The sequence below is a fragment of the Maricurvus nonylphenolicus genome, from assembly GCF_042854845.1.
In the GTDB taxonomy this organism is placed as follows: domain Bacteria; phylum Pseudomonadota; class Gammaproteobacteria; order Pseudomonadales; family Cellvibrionaceae; genus Maricurvus; species Maricurvus nonylphenolicus.
In genome coordinates, this window is the sequence record NZ_AP031499.1 from 70,065 (window position 1) to 86,352 (window position 16,288).

Sequence of the window (16,288 nt, forward strand, 5' to 3'; positions counted from 1 at the left end):
ATGTCCAGAGTTGAGGGCATATTATTCTCCTGCCTGACATATTTTTTGGGCAACTTCGATTGGGTCGCTACCAAGCGTCCAGCCCTGCGCCACTTCAAACGGGTGAACTTCAAAAACTCCTTGGGCATCACCGTTGGGTACCTCTAACAACTCAATGATGTGATCGATTATTTCTCGCTCCCATTCCATTCTTTTAGCCATAGCTTCTGCCCTCCCCTTCTGATTTATTGAGTGGGCTGTTTACTCCAAGAGTAATTGCGCGGTGCTCCAGCAAACTGGCCAATCTTTCAGCCCTTTCTTCTTTGGTAAGTACGATCGGTTCTGCTGGAGTATCTGGCACCAATGAACTCGGGTCGAAGTCAAAGGTGTCAGCATTGACTACCGGGATAGGTTTTACGTTTTCCGATTGATTTTTCTCAGAGCTCTCAATCACCCCCTCCCCTTCCGGCTCAACCAGGCCTTTCAATGTGGCGTTCAACAGTTCAATGGTATTCTTCAAATCTATTTGGAGATCCTGATTGTCGCTACCCACTTCCTGTAGTTTCCTACCGAACTGCTCAATTACAGCTTCCACACTTTCAGCTGTCAGGTTGAATTCTTCATCAATCCATTTCTGGCAACGATCGAGATAGCTTGCCTTCTTTTCTTCGGTTTCCATCTAACGGTTCGCTCTGGTGATTTACAAATCTATGATAAACCGATATTTCAAAATGCAAGTGGCGAGCTGTATGGGTGTACAGTGTTTAGCTACAAAGGATCAATTGGATGATAAATTTGAAAGTGCCTCAAGGTGCTCCGTTACTACCCAAGACATATCAAGGGAAAAAATCTCTCGATCGGCGATAATGGCGATTACTTTTTCAGGCTCTACCAATGTTATTGATAGTTCGGAGAGATTAACTTGAAGAAATAAGTGAGAAAGTGTTTGAGGTGGTCTTTGGTCGCACAAGATAAAAATTTCACCGATCGGTAGCAGCTTTAGATCCCTAACAGGGATATGCCGATCTCGATTGAGAGCTTTGATAATTCGTAAGGCAAGCAGGTCCCCTTCAGTTAATTTTGGTGCGATGGAAGAGCTTAAGAAGTCGATCTGTTTACGCCAATACCGTAGGGTTTGATAGCTTAACCCAAGAATTTCGCAAGAATCATTTATGTTAAATCTGCACTTATAGGTTTTCTTCCCCATTTTTGATTAAGAAAATAAAAAGAACACAGTCGAAAGTACAATTGACACTCCCACCACCGAGACCGCTAGCATTCCCGTTTCGGTTGCTACTGTCTTCGTCATCCCCCAGAGACTAATGCTTGTTTTAGAGACCCTCCCAAGTAAAACCCAATAGGCAAGAAATGACAGGCATGCTACCAATAGCATTGCAGCCATTTTTACATACTCAATCTGACCATTGTTTTCGGTTAAAAAACCAAGGCGAACCGCGTACCCAATAGCAAAACCTGCTAGCAATGCTGCTAAAGACCTACCCACTACGACCAGGTACGAACTCATGACAGTCATGTCGAGTCCCAAGACACGTTTAGTAGACCACCTGGTAATGACTGCATTGGCCATCAGCGATAGCACGAACAGCAAGGCTATAGCTACGATTTCTACCACAGGCACACTCCCCTTGCATTATTTCAAACCCCGATAAGATAGAAGAGATCAATCGGGGATTGTTATTGTGATTAATTACTACTTTATTTTAGCCGGACTACTCGTTTTTGCCTTTCTTGTCAGGCTCTTCAGACAACCGGCGCCCAACTCAGTTCGCTCCAGCGTTCTGGATGGTGCGCAATGTGTCTTGAATGAACAGGAAATCAGGACTACTACCCCCGTACCTCTTCACGGAAAGCCAGACCAAGTTTTCAAACTGCGCGATGGCAGATACCTGCTTCTGGATACAAAGACACGCAGCCAGTCCAAAGTGTTTTTCTCTGACATAGTGCAGCTATCCGTCTATGCCGTAATTCTGAAAAACAACGGCTTTGCTGTTTGCCCATTTGCAGTGGTGCGAATTGCCTCGAAAAAGCCACGATATTTACAGGTCGATCTGTTACCAGAGCATGTGGTGGTGAAGCTCTATCACAAATACCACGCGATCAAATCTGGCTCCCTGAAACCCAGTTGCACTTGTGGCAAACACTGAGTTCTCTCATGAGAGAACTGAAAAATGGTAGTCAGGTGCATTCACTCAATTCTCTCATGAGAGATTTTAACGGCGTTCGGCATTTAGCACCTAAACGGGTATCTCTGCATAACGGGTTTTTCGCTTCCATGGGTGACAATAGGTGTAAACAGAGGAGGAATAACCTGATGACTCAAGCTTATCCATCGACAGCTCTTTACCTTGGAGCTTCTTTGTTGGTTTCTGTGGCTTCAGCAAATGTGTTCCTCGTGAAACCCGGCATCGAGCCAACCCTATTTATCGTTGCTGTGTTTGTTCTTGTGTGCCTGGCCTTGCCCAGGCGTTTTTTTAATGCGAATGGCCGAAAGGCTGTAGTCCTTGCTGGGATTGCAGCTGCGCTTCTGTGCCATGCCCTACTTAGATTGATATGACCGATTGGAGAACCCAAATGACGGAAAGTGCCGGTGAGAAAATAGAGCTAGACAAAAGCCTTGTGACCGACCTATTGCAAGCATCGAACGCAGAACTCCGAAGGCAGCGGCGCGACCGCTACATGGGGTTTGGATTCAAAGCTCTACTCTTTGTGGGCTTTTTTATTGCCGCTTACTTCGTCGGTGGTGCCAACATGGGCTTCGGCAAAGGCGACAGAAATAAGCCCCACGTTGCCTTTGTGGAGGTCTACGGGCCAATTATGAGTGGTCAGCTGGCAGATGCTGACAGACTAATACCTGCTCTCCACGAAGCATTCCACTCTCCCCTCTCCAAAGCTATTGCGATCCGAATCAATTCTCCTGGCGGCTCACCGGTTCACGCAGGCCGGATGTATAGCGAGATTAACAAGCTGAAAGAACAGTTTCCGGACAAACCGGTATACGCGGTTATCGAAGACCTTGGGGCGTCAGCCGCCTACTACATAGCCTCAGCCGCCGACAACATTTATGTGGATCAAGCTTCTATGGTCGGTTCTATTGGTGTGATCACCTCCAGCTTTGGCTTTGACCAGATCATGAACAAGGTTGGTGTTGAGCGCCGAGTACTGACTGCTGGCAGTAACAAGGGCCTTATGGACCCCTATTTACCTCTGGACCCCAAGATAGAGGGGTATTGGAAGAATATGCTCGGTGAGATCCATGAGCAGTTCATTGAAGCCGTAAAAGCTGGCCGTGGAGATCGTTTACAGGCCGAAACCCCAGAGTTGTTCTCTGGTTTGGTATGGACGGGAGCCAAAAGTGTAGAACTCGGCCTGGCTGATCAGCTTGGAAGCCTACCAACCGTGTCCCGAGACACGATTGGCGAGGTAAATAATGTGAATTACACGCCTCCTCCCAATTTGTTCAAGCATTTATCCAATCAATCTAATGCCCTAATCCAGGCCTGGAAGGTTGAGGCTGCAACACCTGCCCTATTTTAACGATTCTCTCATGAGAGAACTGTGGAGATTACAATGAAGCAATACCTACAAAAAGCTATGAATATCAAAACCGCAATCGCCATTTCTGTGCTGGCACTTGCGGTAGCCATTTTGGCAGTTTACATGTCCATCAATAACGCTGCCCAGATTGGTGATGCCACCACTCCAGTTACCATCCAGCAACTGGTCGATGCTGACAAGAAGGCTTTTGATGCCTATGTGAAAGATCAGATCGATGGTTATGTCGCTGCTCAAAAGCAAAAGAAGATCGACCGCAAGTATGACGCCTACAGTGATGCCCTGGAGCGAACTCGGACTGGGAAGCACATCTACGGTGAAGAGGATGCCAGGTTCACATTGGTAGAGTTTTCCGACTTAGAGTGTCCGTTCTGTAAACGCTTCCATTCAGTTCCCAAAGAGGTAGTCGATGCTTCCAGCGGTCGGGTAAATTGGGAGTGGAAGCATTTACCGCTCCCTTCACACAACCCTGTTGCATCTGTCGAAGCTCAAGCTTCTGAGTGTGTAGCCGAGATAAAGGGCAATCGTGCTTTCTGGGTATACATCCACCAAGTATTTGATGAAACAAAAGGCAACGGCCAAGGAGCCGGGGATCTCATTAATCTCGCTTCAAATATTGGGGTTGATCCTGAGGAGTTTGCTGACTGCATGAAAGAGGGTCGTCACAGCGAAAAGATCGCCAAGGATCTCCAGCTGGCCACTCAGATGAATGTCAATTCAACCCCCGTTACCTTTGTCATCGATAACCATACGGGCAAGCAGGTTATGTTGAGAGGCATGAGAAAGCCTGAGTCGATAGCGACTACAATCCAGCGGTTGCTGAAAGAGCAACAGCTTGAGAAAGATCTTGCGGCGATGAAGGAGTAAGTATGTTTAAGCGTAACAGAGGGAATCAAGAAGCGCCTGCAAGACAGCAGGCCCCTCGAGCTGATATGCCTGTGTCGATACATCATGTGCTCCAGGTCAGGAAAGCCTGGCTTGGTGGCATGTTTTTATTAGGTTTTGTCACGCAATATCTTTTGGCTATATACGCCCCGGAAGTATGGAATTACATTTATACGGTTCTGAAGAACTTTGTAACGTAAGTACATTTTCTCTCATGAGAGAAAACCAAGAATCAAATAATTAGAAAGGGGTGTTAGTGAAAAAGCAGGAGTGGATGAGATGCGGCAAGGAGGCCGGTATAGAGTCATTTTCAAAAGAGCAGCGGTTGCAATGGTGTCGAGAATATCTGGATTCCGACAAGCACCACGAAGAAACACCCACAACGTATTACGGAGAGCATGACCCGTTTGATGTTCCGATCTCTCTGTGCGCGAATTGTGAGACTTCAGCCCAGAAGGTTTGGAAGCCAAAGGAAGGCAAGCCTGCTTGGAGGGTAGTTTGTGGGTGTGGCGCTTCTGGGGATGTAACACCATATCCCAGAAAGGCTGCATTTCGCTGGAATAAGTCATCAAAGAGCCTGCCGGTTTGCTATACCGAATCGCCGCTATTTGGTCTTAGGGGTTTGACAAGGGCTGATGCGTTGCATCGGCTCCAGCTCATATATAACGATCTGACCCTCAAGATTGAGATAGCAACCTTGAGGCAGGGGGTGGGCGAGCATGTGGCAAAAGGGTATATCGCTAGGCTAATCGCATACGTTGATTGGGTTCAGTACCTGGAGGACATCATTAAGGACCGATCTCGAAATGGGGTAGGGCGTCCAGAAAAAGAAAAATCAAAAACCGTTGCATAGTATCAAATATTGATACTATAATCTCATAAGCTTTAAGACAGGTCAGTCTGCTACAAATCTTTTGGGAGAAAAATAATGGCGGGAAAGGTATTTGCGGTAGCAAACGAAAAGGGTGGGGTAGGCAAGACAACCACATCGGTACAGCTAGGACATGAGTTGGCTGATCGTGGGAACCTTGTCTGCATAATTGATAATGACCCTTCTTATGATGCGACCACAGCAATGTTTGGGGATGATGTCCCTGTAGAGATCTCGGCAGGCACTAAGCCTGAAGGTATCGCCAACGCGATCAAGCTCTATGATAAGGACAGCCAGTTCAATCCGGTTGAAGTGAAAAAGAACCTCTATGTGATGGGGTCAACAGACTCGCTTTCCACATTAAAGAATGCCGAGCTGGACCCTGCTTACGACTTCCTTGATTCCATTGAGATGATGTTGGAAAAGTTTGACTACATCATCATCGACTGCGCTCCATCCTTTGGCATGTTGTTCACAGCCGCAATGATCGCCGCATCAGCTGAAGATACCGGTGGTGGAGTGCTTATCCCCATGGTTCCTGACGATCTTTCATTCAAAGCTGCAAAGAAAGTGGCTAACCGTATTGGGCAAATGAATAAGCGTCTTCGGTTAGGCATCAAGATCCTTGGTGTGCTGGCAAACAAAGTCGTAAACAACCCCATGCCACAGTCAGTGAAGTGGTATCTAAACCAAACCGAAGAGATGTTTGAGGGTGCAGTTTTTAAATCCCAAATAAACCAAACAGTGAAGATCTCAGATGCAGTATCTCTGCAAAAAAAGGTAGCTGATTATGCGAAGAAAGATTCTAAGCCAGCAAAGCAAATCGCCGCCTTAGCAGATGAAGTCTGCGATCGTCTGAAATCAAATGACATGATGGACGTGACCGAACGAATCATCGAACGATTGAATGCGGAGAAAAAGGAAAAACTAAATCAGGAAGGGGAGGCCCAGCGTGTTTAATAAGGCAAAAGCAGCTAAAGACAAAGATGCCGGGAAAAAGTCTCATGGCGAAACAGGGGCTGGGGCAGATAGCGATGTAGCCGTTGCAGAACCTCCTGAGAAAAAAGATCGACCTGTAGCAAGCATGGAAGACCTGTTACTGGGCGGCGTAGAAAATAGTGCAGGTGAAATGCTTGAAGTCCCACCAGAGGATCAGGTGCTCAAGCTTCGCTCTGAATTCTTTTACGCTGATGACCAGGTTCGCAAGACATTTGACGAGCATGAAATTGAAGAAATGGCTGCGTCACTTAAAGCTAACGGTCAAATTCAACCGATCGTTGTACATCCTGCTGATGAGAATGGTCGTCACAAGATTGATAAAGGCGAGTGCCGTTGGAGAGCCTCTAACTTAATTGAAGGATTCATCCTTAAGGCAATCATTGACCCTGAAGCACCTAATCGGAGCAAAAAGAAACGGATCATTACTCAGTTTGTCGAGAATGACCAGAGGAATGATCTACCACCAAAAGACCAAGCGGACGCTCTAAAAGAGCTTGTTGATGACGGCATGACAATGGAAGAAATTGCCTTGGAAATCGGATGGCTCATCAAAGGGTCGAAAAAACCAAACATCAACAAGGTAAGCCGAACGCTGAGCATCTTAAAACTGCCTGAAGAAGGTCAGCAGCTAGTCAAGGATGGGGTAATTAAGGATCTCATTACTCTTGAGTTTCTGCGGAAGATTTTCGAGATCAGCGCCGACAAATTTTCTGTTGTGTGCGACCTGGCTAGAGAAGAAGGTGGCCTTACACGAAAACGTGCCGAGCAAGAATACAAGCGCTGCAAAAGCAACGAAGAAGGCGGGGCGGCTACATCTCCAAAAACTCCGGCCAAAAAGCCAGCAAAAGGGAGCGAATCTTCTACCCAGCAGCCTGGTTCAGAACAGCAAACCGAATCCACATCAACAGGTTCTTCGAGCACCCCAACTATTCGTGTTGAGTGGCGTGGAATGCAAACAGGTGTGCTTGTCTTGGATGATTTACCAGACACCGAGGGTGAGGGCTACATGATTATGGATAGTGGTGACAAGATTCTCGTAGAGCTCAGCGAGGTCGTCATCAAAGAAATTGAGCTGAAGTAATGCCGGGCGGATGAGTAAGGACGTTGGCAGCTTACAGCAAAGGATAGAGGAGCTAGAGGCCCAGATTACTGGTGCAGCTAAGGCTCCAACCGCAATGGAAACTGATGCTCTTCTCGAGATTGCAACAGCAGATATCGAAGGGCGCCAGCCGCTTCCTTGGGCTACTGAGTATATGGCCTATATAAAATCGTGCGGTCCTAATTATTATTTTTGATGATTGGAATACTTATTAACGTCAAAAGGAAGTAAAACATGAAGGGGTTTATTTTAACATTGTTCGTATCTACATCTGGAGCCAATATTCAAACCGTCCCAATCGATACTTATCCGCTAGAATCTGCCTGCCATGAAATTGCTGAGCAACTCAAGCCAGATTACATAAAGGCAATTGAAAAAATATCAAAGGAACGATCCTCAAATGGGTATTCGAGGGTAGTGCAAGTTGATCATACTTGTTCAGAAGTAAGCTTCAATCTCCCAAAGGGCGCAGGTTAATAGGAATACTATTAAAGACAAGGTACCCAGAGCATGGTTTTGGATATAACTATTTATGAGTGAGCTCAGTGCTGATGCAAGGCGCAAGTTTTCCATCATAGCGGCAATAATAAACAGCAATACCCCAACCCTTGAGGATATCTCAAAAGCAACACAAATACCCGAATCAACTCTGAAAAGACAGATCGCCCAGATCCGAACAGACCTCGGAATGGATATACGGTTCACGGCAGATAGCCACAGCAAAGGTAGAACTGGCCACTACCATATTTTTTCATGGGGCATCTTGGATCGTACAGAGTTTTTGCTCCGGCACGGGTCAATCCTGGAGAAATAGCATGGACTATTTAGTGTCAGAAGATCCTGTTGAAGCTGAAGAGAAGATCAGATGCGGTAGTCTGTCGCATGCTCAAATCGCAGATACTCTGACATTCCTGAGGCAACAGGGATATAAGCCAGACAGGCTCAAGCAAATTGCTGATGTGAAGGATTATACGGTACGCCAGTACTATGCGATATCGAAGAAACTTGTGCCACCGGTAAAGGAACTGTTGCATAAAGGGCGAATCACTTTCTCCCATGCTAGATCTATTGCCGGGCAACCAGAGCATGAACAAGAAGAGATTGCTCGCAAGACTATTATGTCAGGCATGAGCGTTTCCAAGATGCGAGACAAGATTGGTGGAAACGAAAAGCTTTGTGACGATGAAACATTGAAGTATTACGGGCGGCTGAGAGATGCGATAGCAATTCAAACTGGCTTTGTGCTTGAAATTACACCTGACAGGAACAACAAGCATGCAGGAACTATGTCAATCAGATACACAGACCTCCGTGATTTCGATGCGATCTGCGACAGACTCAAAGTTGACCTCTCTGAATTCTGAGGTGGGGGTGGCGGTGGCCAGAACTATTGTGCCAGGCAGGGCTCCAAATCAGAGCCCGGCAATTGGATATCGGAGCCGAATGTACCCAGTTCGATTCAACGGAAGGGTACCTCGCAGCGTGAAAATGCTGAGGGCCATACGATCACCTTATATACCGGGTGACTCTTCCCCGACGATCGTTCCCAAAGGGGTTGTCTGCGACTGCTGGGTAAACTCGAACGGTGATGTCTTTGCATTGTTGAAAACAGCCAGGGAAATTGAGCTTCATCCAGATGATTTTGAAGTTATCACATATCACGAAAAAATTTAGTTTTAAGGGCTTGCATATCTGGAAGCCGTGAGAAAATCGAAGTGTGAAGGAAAGGAATTTAGCCATGAAGACATTTTCAGAGTTTTGCGCAGAGTCATTCCTGTGTCGATGGGACAAAGCACTGCTTAACATCGTGCTCTTGTTCATTGTCGCACTTGGCTTCGTGAATGCGGGTAAGCACTTTGGTGTTCTGATGGGAGCAGCAGACCCTGTTCAGGATTTTGGTACCGCATTTGTCGTTGTCCTCTTGACGCTCGGTATTGGAGCGCAACACAAGACAAAAGCCAACACAGAGGGTACAGCTCACGATTGTTGAGTTCTTGGCTTAGTCATTTGATGGAAGAAGTGAGAAGGAGATTTTATATATGCTAATCCTAACTCGGCGTATTGGAGAGACGCTAATGATCGGAGATGAGGTTACTGTCACCGTCTTGGGAGTCAAAGGAAACCAGGTTCGTATTGGCGTTAATGCGCCAAAAGAAGTGGCTGTTCACCGCGATGAAATATACCGTCGTATTCATGGATACATGCGGCCCAGCCCTTCACAGTCGGTTCAGTATGACCGCGCAGAAAATGATTTCCCTGATGACGGAGAGCACTCAGGGACAATCAGCAACATTGTTCACAATCGAGGTTTTGGGTTCATCTACATGCCAGGTGGTGAGGGGAATATTTTCTTTCATGCTTCTGATATGGCTGATGGTGAATTTGATGTTGCGCGGGAAGGTGACGAATTGACCTTCGATATCGAAGAGGGCGATCGCGGGCCGGTGGCAAAGAATGTCCAATTGGTAGCCTGAATTGACTTTTCTTTTAGTCCCGGTTAGGTTGGCACCTTGGCTTAGCAGCCAGCGCCAGCCCGTGGCGTAAACAGTCATCCCAATTGGATTATCATGTTTCCCTATTTAGTGGAGGAAATGACGGGCTTACCACTATTTGAGGCGAAATATGACCGATTCAATTGATCATCTAAAGGCAATTGCCCGTTCCTTCTCTAACGCTTCCAGCGATACTGGGTATAGCTACAGCCAGATTCTCGAATTGTGCGCAAAGGCCGTCGCAGGTTCCGAATCATGGAATCACTTTAAAGCTGATCCTCCAGGTAAAATTAAGCCTGACCTAACGATCCCAGTACTTCTTGAGCGCTTGGATAATGCTTTCACGGTTGCGCCAGTTGAAACCAAACACTTTGGCCACTGGTTCCATACTGCATATGAAAGATGGATTATCGGAGCCGAGCTGATAAGCATACTCCTGGGGGAGCATAAAAGAGGCTGTTCGGCTTTAATGGTCTGCTTAAAGGCTTGCCCTGATTTAGCTGAGCTGGGCCTACCGGTAACCATCCTTGATGGCGAGCAGGTCTCGATAATTAATAGCCCTGACATTCCGGCATTCGATAAAGCCAGGATGATTATCAGTGGCTGGTATTACGAAAATTCTCTTAGGCCAGGAAAGAGCGAGCACAGAGATGCCTGGTATCAATATTCAGTCTTGGCAGAGGAACGCGGACACTCTCCAGAAGCGGTGAGTTTGTATCGATCGATATGTCGAGAGTCTTTCAATCATGGCTGGAGTCTTCAATCCATGATCGCGCTTGGGCTCCTTGGATCTAACCCTAGTGCAAAGCTATTGCAACTGGACTCTACCCAGCTGATAGATGACCTTAATCAATTATGGCAGTATGAAGAGCCAGAGGCCTTTAGCCCATAGAGAGATCAACTGTGACGGAACAAATGAAATTGAAAGCACCATACCGGGCAGTCAACTTCCTGCATATTTATGCATATTGTTTGCTGATATTGGCCACGGTATTGAATTTTCTTGGCCTGAATGCTGATAACGCCCTACCAGTCGTAGTTTGTCTCGGGCTGGCTGCCGGTGTAGGTATCAATATCATTGATGAAGAAGATGCCGCTTTCTCCACGAAATACTATTCGATCAAAGAAGCGATGTGGCTTGCTGTGATTGCCCCCTTTGAGATCAGGAAGCTGAAACTAAGGAAATAGAGAATAGGGTACTGCATAGGCCCACAGCGGGCCTATGCGCAAATGGAGGCACTGATTCCTTCTGCTTCTGAATCCAGTGGATCACCAATCATAAAACCGGTGGAAAGGCTGTTTACGCGATAGCCGTATACGATCTGAGCCACCAATAGACGCCTCATTCTGAGCTTTTCATTGAAAGGTAACGATACCTGGCCTTTCACCCCATCCATGTAACAGATTTTAAGCTCCAGCTTCTCTTTTGCCTCTGGCTTATCGAATGCTCCCCATGATCTTATAGCTGCTTCAGCAGACATTAGGCAGGCCTGGGTAGAGGAGTGATCGGCACGAAATGACATGGAGAACGCATACTGAGGCTTGCAGCCGACACGACGGATAGTGATATCCCTTACTGGATATTCGTTTTTCAAATCGATCCCTTTCATGCCACACCTTCCGTTAAACCAAATGCGTTTACACTGCCAATAATCCAGCTAAAGAATTTATGCCTTAGCTGGCTGAGCTGTTCCTTGAGAACTGAAATGCGCCGAGAAGCTTTTAACCGGCCCAGGAAGCCTTTAGCCTGGTGGGCGTTTATCTCAGACTCAACGGCGCACAATTGCTGATGAAGCCTGCCAGCTTGCTTGATAAGAGGTACCCGTACAGCATCCTTGCATACCTTTTGAGTGGCCACTTTGAATAGAGCAAAAATGGTGGTCGCGCTTTCGGTTGGGCTAAACATGTTCTTTCCCTTGAAGAGTTGATAACTATGAATAAGCTATCATCAATTCTCTAATTGCAAGCTTGAACAATTCTTCTATTTGGGTAGCTGCAACATCTCTTCTGATTCGAGATCCCAGATGAAGCTTTCCAGGTCACTTTCAGAAAGAACAATATCAAGCTTCTCTTTGAATTCATCACTCGGTTCGATAGGGCTAATATAAACAGCGGTTGGCTTCCCTTCGATATCGGTAAGCAACATGGAAGCAATGACATCAGTGGATGCCAGGTTGTAGCGAAGACCTTTAATAAAGCTACGCTTGCCACTGGTTGCTCTCTCTGTGAGCTCCATGTCATCGATAGACTCAACTGGCAGCCAGTTACTATCGGTAAGCATGAATGAGATAGAGTCGATCTGAGGGTTGCCCGAAGCACTCAAGAAAAAAGTACAGATAGTAAGCAGATGAGTAGATTCGTTTTGTTCAAAAAGTGAAAGTTCTACTGGGAAATTCTTATAGATCCGCCTGTATACGTCTTTACCCATATAGAATGGAGCTTCAGGTAGATGCTTAACCTTCAGCTTATAACCGAACCTGGCTTCCTCAATCTCTTTTACAGCACCGATCAAGACACCTACTGGCTGCTTATTGCCCTGAGGCCTCATGCTCATCATGTGCTTTTTGATTCGATGGCCATGCTCATCCTTTTTATCCAGGTTGAAGTTTTCAGGGATAAGAACGGTGTCGGATAGCGGCGAATTTTTGGCAACCTTATTAGCGATCGCTTCAAGCAGATACTTTCTAACGACAAACCAATTTCGCTTACCTTCCATGCGAGGGTACCACTTGTTCAAACCCGCATCTTCATAGAGGTAGTGGAGAAGAGATCGTAATGAAAGTTTTGCCGGGTCAGATTTAACGGTATTCTTTTCACTGCTTTCGCCCTGAGGGGCAGCTCGTGTTGTATTGTTCTTGGTAAGCGCGAAGTCGAGCTTGAGTTTAGTAATCCCGGTACTGTGGTCTTCTTGGATAGCCTTGTTGTCAAGGTCTCCACGGCCCGACAGCTCCGAAGGGATTTCATAGGACTCGCAATCTGGATGGTGATCTCCACCACTGTTCGGCATTCGCTTGATGATATAGGTGTCGCCTACATGGGCGATATACATTGGAACACCCGTAGGAAGACACATGCAAAGAGGTTTGACTTTCCCCTTGTAAGCAGACATTAGCTGCTGAGTGAAATCGAAGTCATCTCTGCTAACAGTATTTTCGCCAATCTTGTACATGGTTCGGCCCTCTACTAACCGGTTTTATATAGTGGCTCGACATGTTCACAAGATTGACTCTCGTTCAGATCGAGGCCTTTTAAGAGCGTTTTAAATTCTGAGGAGGCTTTATTTAGCTGGGGGTGGTCTTCGGTCAGAGCTGCCAGGCAAGAAGATATTACAACCATCGCTTCAGCCGGTGTTGCTCGAGTGCTTGCTTCCTCAAGCATGATCTGCAAGTCATCGCAAAATGCGAGTAAGCGATCATGTCCGGCCTTGCTGACCGATATCATTTCATCTTTGGCATCCCTTGCCCCTGCTACCTCAGATCCAACATCGAGGTGACGGCAGGATTCGATGTCACTCATTGCAGATTTTGGGGGGAGCAATAGTTGTGTTACGGATCACCAGGTCTTGAGTTGAAGGTTCCGTTCCATCGCACTTGCTCTTCCAGGCGGCTATGTAGTCCTGGCGGGTATAAGCTGGTGTAGAACAATCGGCTCGCAGCGTTTCAGGGATATTGTCCCGACCTTCGCGAGCGACAAAATCCCAGTCTTTGGAATCCATTGCTCCGTGCCCACAAAAGCGTTCCCAGCGGCCCATCTCATATACTGAATAGGACTTGATTGAAGTGGCTCGTTGAATCACTTCAGCCGGGTTGGCTGAAATTGATGGCTCTGGCGGTGTATCCTGGAGAGTACCAACATTTCTGTCTGCCAAGACATGGCGGTACCCTCGCTCAGAGTAGGCTGCGCCACGACGCGATTTATTGTTCCAGGTGACAGTTTCATCCTTGCTGGTGGTGTTGGTTTTTGCAACGTCTATGGGCTCTTCTACCACAACGACATCGTTGCTGGCGCATGCAGCAAGTATTGCTGTAATGCTTGCTGTTAGAATCAGGCGTTTCAGTATCATTTCGTTACCCTCTGAGGTTTACGCAGATCTATGTCAAGCTGCATTCTAAACAACCTCACCCAAAAACCTGTCTCGCAAATAGCCCCTTTAAGGTAGTTTCTGCAAAACAGGAATTCCGAGCACCTGTGGCACTATATCCCTGAAATCCAAAATCAGGTTGAATAGGGGATGGGCACTTGCTCGCACGTATTAAGTCATTACTTTGGGGCGACGATGCCTCAAGCAGCAAAAATCCAGATCCTGAGGTCATTTTTGCCGATGAAATGACCAGATATCCTCCTTTTGCAAAAGGGTTCCCGGTCGCACCGGTCACGGTGCTGCTCAATGGTCAGAAGGATTTGGTATCTCAAATTAGGTCAACTCTTAGGTTCAATGCGGAGGAGTTTGACCACCTTGTATTGCCGGTAATCGAGCAATATGCAGCATTCGTTCATCTACTTCCCGCCTCAGAAGCCCATCACCACAGAGGATCTGGAGGTCTTTTCCGTCATGGTTTAGAAGTTGGTCGGTATGCGGCCCAAATGGCTGAAGCCTATCAGTTCTGTGTTGGCGATACCCCTCAAGAGAAACGGAAAAAAGAGCCCCGGTGGCAGCTCGCAGCTTTCTTCGGAGGACTGCTGCATGACCTTGGCAAGCCCTTTTACGATGTCAATGTGGTGGATAGTTCGGGTACCAAGATTTGGAACCCTCAAGAAGAGTCTCTGCTGGTATGGGCAGAATCAAATGAAATTGATCGGTATTTCATTCGGTGGAGGGACAAAAGAAAGACCAGGCATAAAGCCTTTTCACCATTCGGCCTGGGAAATGTACTAACGGTACAGTCCCGCACATACCTCAATGAAGCAGATCCAGACATCATGGCTGCGCTAATCGAAGCTGTGCAGGGAATGATTTCAACGCATGAACTCACGGAGATCGTGATTAAGGCAGATAGCGCCAGCGTGAAACAGGACATGAAATCCTCAAAGGATTTGCCAGAAGAGAGTGCCTATGGTGTGCCGGTGGAGACGTATATCTTCAATGCTATACGGAGAATGGTTTCCACCAAGAAAGTAAACGAGGAAGGCGCTGTGATCTGGAACACCGATAAGGGTGTTTTTGTATGTTGGAAACAAGTGATGCCTGACGTTAACAGCATTCTCGATCAGGACCGCGTGGCAGGTGTGCCAAGGAACCCAGAAACGCTGGTGGACATATTAACTGAGCGCGGTTACATCATGCCTTACCACAGGACTCCAGAAGCAAGGCCTGAACGCTACTGGAAGATATACCCTGAGATCCTTGGGGGAGTCCCTCAAGAGTGCGTCAAGATTGATGATCCTGGCCGTATCTTCAGTACTGAGCCACCGGTACCAGTCAAGGTTACTTTTGAGCCTGTACCTAAAGCTGAAACTCCCACAGTAGAGAGTCCGGAAATTCAGGCTCAGCCATCAGAGGAATCAAGCTCACAGCCGCGTGAAGATATTCCTGTTTCTTCGGATGAGCTCCCTCCTCAGCTAGAACTCAATGAGGTGCCGGTACCAGATGAATACTATTCCATGGAACCGAGCCAGCACCCAATGGCAGAAGAACAGAACAAGAAGCCTGCTGGTAATACAGCTATTCACGATGGGGCAGGGGAGCCGATCGACAAGAACGACCGGCCAAAAGGTTCAAAGGTAGATGCTCGTAACAGTGCCAAGCCCCCATCACCAGAAAAGAGGGCTGTTGAACCGCCACCTTCACCTGTATATGCAGAGGAGGAGGTCGAAGCACCCAAGAGGGGAGAAGGTGAAGCATGGGATTTGATAGAAAAGGCGATTCAGCAAGTCAGGGCTGGCAAGAAGGCTATCGAAAGACTCCATGGGGGTGAATACGGAATCCCTTTTCCCTCGGGAGCCAAGTTTCTTGGTACACCTAAAGAAGTAATGACGACACTTAGTTGTGGCGGCCTCCTAAGGGAAGACACCATTACGAATAATAAAACAACAACCATATCCGGGAAGAAGTATCTGGTTGTAGAGCCTGTCGCGTATCCGTATATCAAGCATCATCTGTCAGCAGGGCTCGTGAACACTGAACAAACCGAAAAGACAAAGCTGCCTACTCCAGCTGAAGTTGCGGATGAACTGATAAAACAAGCAGGTCAAGGATTTGGAAAATACATCCATGGGGATGTGGCAGTAAGTGAAGAGGGTGGATCTACCATTTACACGCTTTCAGATAAGTGCATCAAATTGATTATCGAAGAGACCGGCCTTGATAAAAGCACTATGCCGCTGGTGTTCTCAAAGAATCAAAATTTGAGGCATGAGCCTAAAAACAAACAAGTGATCATTAGAGCATAG

General features: G+C 47.0%; 23 protein-coding genes and 1 pseudogene. 16 read left to right on the forward strand and 8 right to left on the reverse strand.

Going from position 1 to position 16,288, the window contains the following annotated elements; genetic code table 11:
• Positions 1-21 precede the first annotated feature (21 nt).
• The 3 genes from ACGHZ6_RS24860 to ACGHZ6_RS24870 form a co-directional block, all read right to left on the reverse strand.
• Positions 22-201 (reverse strand): hypothetical protein, encoded by a 180-nt coding sequence (locus ACGHZ6_RS24860; RefSeq protein WP_390619413.1) that lies wholly within the window; start codon positions 199-201, stop codon positions 22-24.
• Positions 194-658, reverse strand: coding sequence for a hypothetical protein (locus ACGHZ6_RS24865; RefSeq protein ID WP_390619414.1), 465 nt, complete (start codon positions 656-658; stop codon positions 194-196). The genes ACGHZ6_RS24860 and ACGHZ6_RS24865 overlap by 8 nt, the downstream gene beginning before the upstream one ends.
• 534 nt (positions 659-1,192) lie before the next feature.
• Positions 1,193-1,612 carry a hypothetical protein gene (locus ACGHZ6_RS24870; protein WP_390619415.1) on the reverse strand — a complete coding sequence of 140 codons (420 nt, stop codon included), beginning with the start codon at positions 1,610-1,612 and terminating at the stop codon, positions 1,193-1,195.
• A gap of 67 nt (positions 1,613-1,679) precedes the next feature.
• Between ACGHZ6_RS24870 and ACGHZ6_RS24875 the strand changes: the two genes are divergently transcribed.
• The 15 genes and pseudogenes from ACGHZ6_RS24875 (at position 1,680) to ACGHZ6_RS24945 (ending at position 11,086) form a co-directional block, all read left to right on the forward strand.
• Positions 1,680-2,144 (forward strand): hypothetical protein, encoded by a 465-nt coding sequence (locus ACGHZ6_RS24875; RefSeq protein ID WP_390619416.1) that lies wholly within the window; start codon positions 1,680-1,682, stop codon positions 2,142-2,144.
• Between the two features lie 427 nt (positions 2,145-2,571).
• Complete coding sequence (locus tag ACGHZ6_RS24880) at positions 2,572-3,534, forward strand: S49 family peptidase (protein ID WP_390619417.1); 963 nt, start codon at positions 2,572-2,574, stop codon at positions 3,532-3,534.
• Between the two features lie 33 nt (positions 3,535-3,567).
• Positions 3,568-4,419 carry a DsbA family protein gene (locus tag ACGHZ6_RS24885; protein WP_390619418.1) on the forward strand — a complete coding sequence of 284 codons (852 nt, stop codon included), beginning with the start codon at positions 3,568-3,570 and terminating at the stop codon, positions 4,417-4,419.
• 2 nt (positions 4,420-4,421) lie between these two features.
• Positions 4,422-4,637, forward strand: coding sequence for a hypothetical protein (locus ACGHZ6_RS24890; protein WP_390619419.1), 216 nt, complete (start codon positions 4,422-4,424; stop codon positions 4,635-4,637).
• A 56-nt stretch (positions 4,638-4,693) separates the two neighbouring features.
• Positions 4,694-5,290: a hypothetical protein gene (locus ACGHZ6_RS24895; protein WP_390619420.1), complete on the forward strand. Its 597-nt coding sequence runs from the start codon at positions 4,694-4,696 to the stop codon at positions 5,288-5,290.
• Between the two features lie 75 nt (positions 5,291-5,365).
• Positions 5,366-6,268: a ParA family protein gene (locus ACGHZ6_RS24900; protein ID WP_390619421.1), complete on the forward strand. Its 903-nt coding sequence runs from the start codon at positions 5,366-5,368 to the stop codon at positions 6,266-6,268.
• The gene (locus ACGHZ6_RS24905) at positions 6,261-7,388 is read left to right on the forward strand and encodes a ParB/RepB/Spo0J family partition protein (protein WP_390619422.1); all 1,128 of its coding nucleotides are present in this window, start codon (positions 6,261-6,263) and stop codon (positions 7,386-7,388) included. The genes ACGHZ6_RS24900 and ACGHZ6_RS24905 overlap by 8 nt, the downstream gene beginning before the upstream one ends.
• A 252-nt stretch (positions 7,389-7,640) precedes the next feature.
• On the forward strand, positions 7,641-7,883 hold the full coding sequence (locus ACGHZ6_RS24910; RefSeq protein WP_390619423.1) for a hypothetical protein: 243 nt from the start codon (positions 7,641-7,643) through the stop codon (positions 7,881-7,883).
• A gap of 55 nt (positions 7,884-7,938) precedes the next feature.
• Positions 7,939-8,220 (forward strand): helix-turn-helix domain-containing protein, encoded by a 282-nt coding sequence (locus ACGHZ6_RS24915; RefSeq protein ID WP_390619424.1) that lies wholly within the window; start codon positions 7,939-7,941, stop codon positions 8,218-8,220.
• Between the two features lies 1 nt (position 8,221).
• Positions 8,222-8,770 (forward strand): hypothetical protein, encoded by a 549-nt coding sequence (locus ACGHZ6_RS24920; protein WP_390619425.1) that lies wholly within the window; start codon positions 8,222-8,224, stop codon positions 8,768-8,770.
• 374 nt (positions 8,771-9,144) lie between these two features.
• Positions 9,145-9,396, forward strand: coding sequence for a hypothetical protein (locus tag ACGHZ6_RS24925; protein WP_390619426.1), 252 nt, complete (start codon positions 9,145-9,147; stop codon positions 9,394-9,396).
• 49 nt (positions 9,397-9,445) lie between these two features.
• A pseudogene (gene csrA / locus ACGHZ6_RS24930) lies at positions 9,446-9,598 on the forward strand (carbon storage regulator CsrA); the annotation flags it as partial.
• 9 nt (positions 9,599-9,607) lie between these two features.
• Positions 9,608-9,880 (forward strand): cold-shock protein, encoded by a 273-nt coding sequence (locus ACGHZ6_RS24935; protein ID WP_390619466.1) that lies wholly within the window; start codon positions 9,608-9,610, stop codon positions 9,878-9,880.
• Between the two features lie 148 nt (positions 9,881-10,028).
• Entirely contained in the window at positions 10,029-10,790 is a 762-nt protein-coding gene (locus ACGHZ6_RS24940) for a hypothetical protein (RefSeq protein WP_390619427.1), read from the forward strand.
• A gap of 11 nt (positions 10,791-10,801) precedes the next feature.
• On the forward strand, positions 10,802-11,086 hold the full coding sequence (locus ACGHZ6_RS24945; RefSeq protein WP_390619428.1) for a hypothetical protein: 285 nt from the start codon (positions 10,802-10,804) through the stop codon (positions 11,084-11,086).
• A 32-nt stretch (positions 11,087-11,118) separates the two neighbouring features.
• On the opposite strand, the gene ACGHZ6_RS24950 is transcribed toward ACGHZ6_RS24945, so the two are convergent.
• The 5 genes from ACGHZ6_RS24950 to ACGHZ6_RS24970 form a co-directional block, all read right to left on the reverse strand.
• A complete protein-coding gene (locus ACGHZ6_RS24950) occupies positions 11,119-11,508 on the reverse strand; it encodes a hypothetical protein (protein ID WP_390619429.1) in 390 nt (129 codons plus the stop codon).
• Positions 11,505-11,804, reverse strand: a complete 300-nt coding sequence (locus ACGHZ6_RS24955; protein WP_390619430.1) for a hypothetical protein — start codon at positions 11,802-11,804, stop codon at positions 11,505-11,507. Before ACGHZ6_RS24955 ends, ACGHZ6_RS24950 begins: the two co-directional genes overlap by 4 nt.
• A 75-nt stretch (positions 11,805-11,879) precedes the next feature.
• Entirely contained in the window at positions 11,880-13,067 is a 1,188-nt protein-coding gene (locus ACGHZ6_RS24960) for a DUF1173 domain-containing protein (RefSeq protein WP_390619431.1), read from the reverse strand.
• A 14-nt stretch (positions 13,068-13,081) separates the two neighbouring features.
• Positions 13,082-13,414: a hypothetical protein gene (locus ACGHZ6_RS24965; protein ID WP_390619432.1), complete on the reverse strand. Its 333-nt coding sequence runs from the start codon at positions 13,412-13,414 to the stop codon at positions 13,082-13,084.
• A complete protein-coding gene (locus ACGHZ6_RS24970; RefSeq protein WP_390619433.1) occupies positions 13,407-13,961 on the reverse strand; it encodes a hypothetical protein in 555 nt (184 codons plus the stop codon). Before ACGHZ6_RS24970 ends, ACGHZ6_RS24965 begins: the two co-directional genes overlap by 8 nt.
• 176 nt (positions 13,962-14,137) lie before the next feature.
• Here ACGHZ6_RS24970 and mobH point away from each other — a divergent pair, with 176 nt between their 5' ends.
• Positions 14,138-16,288: a MobH family relaxase gene (gene mobH / locus ACGHZ6_RS24975; RefSeq protein WP_390619434.1), complete on the forward strand. Its 2,151-nt coding sequence runs from the start codon at positions 14,138-14,140 to the stop codon at positions 16,286-16,288.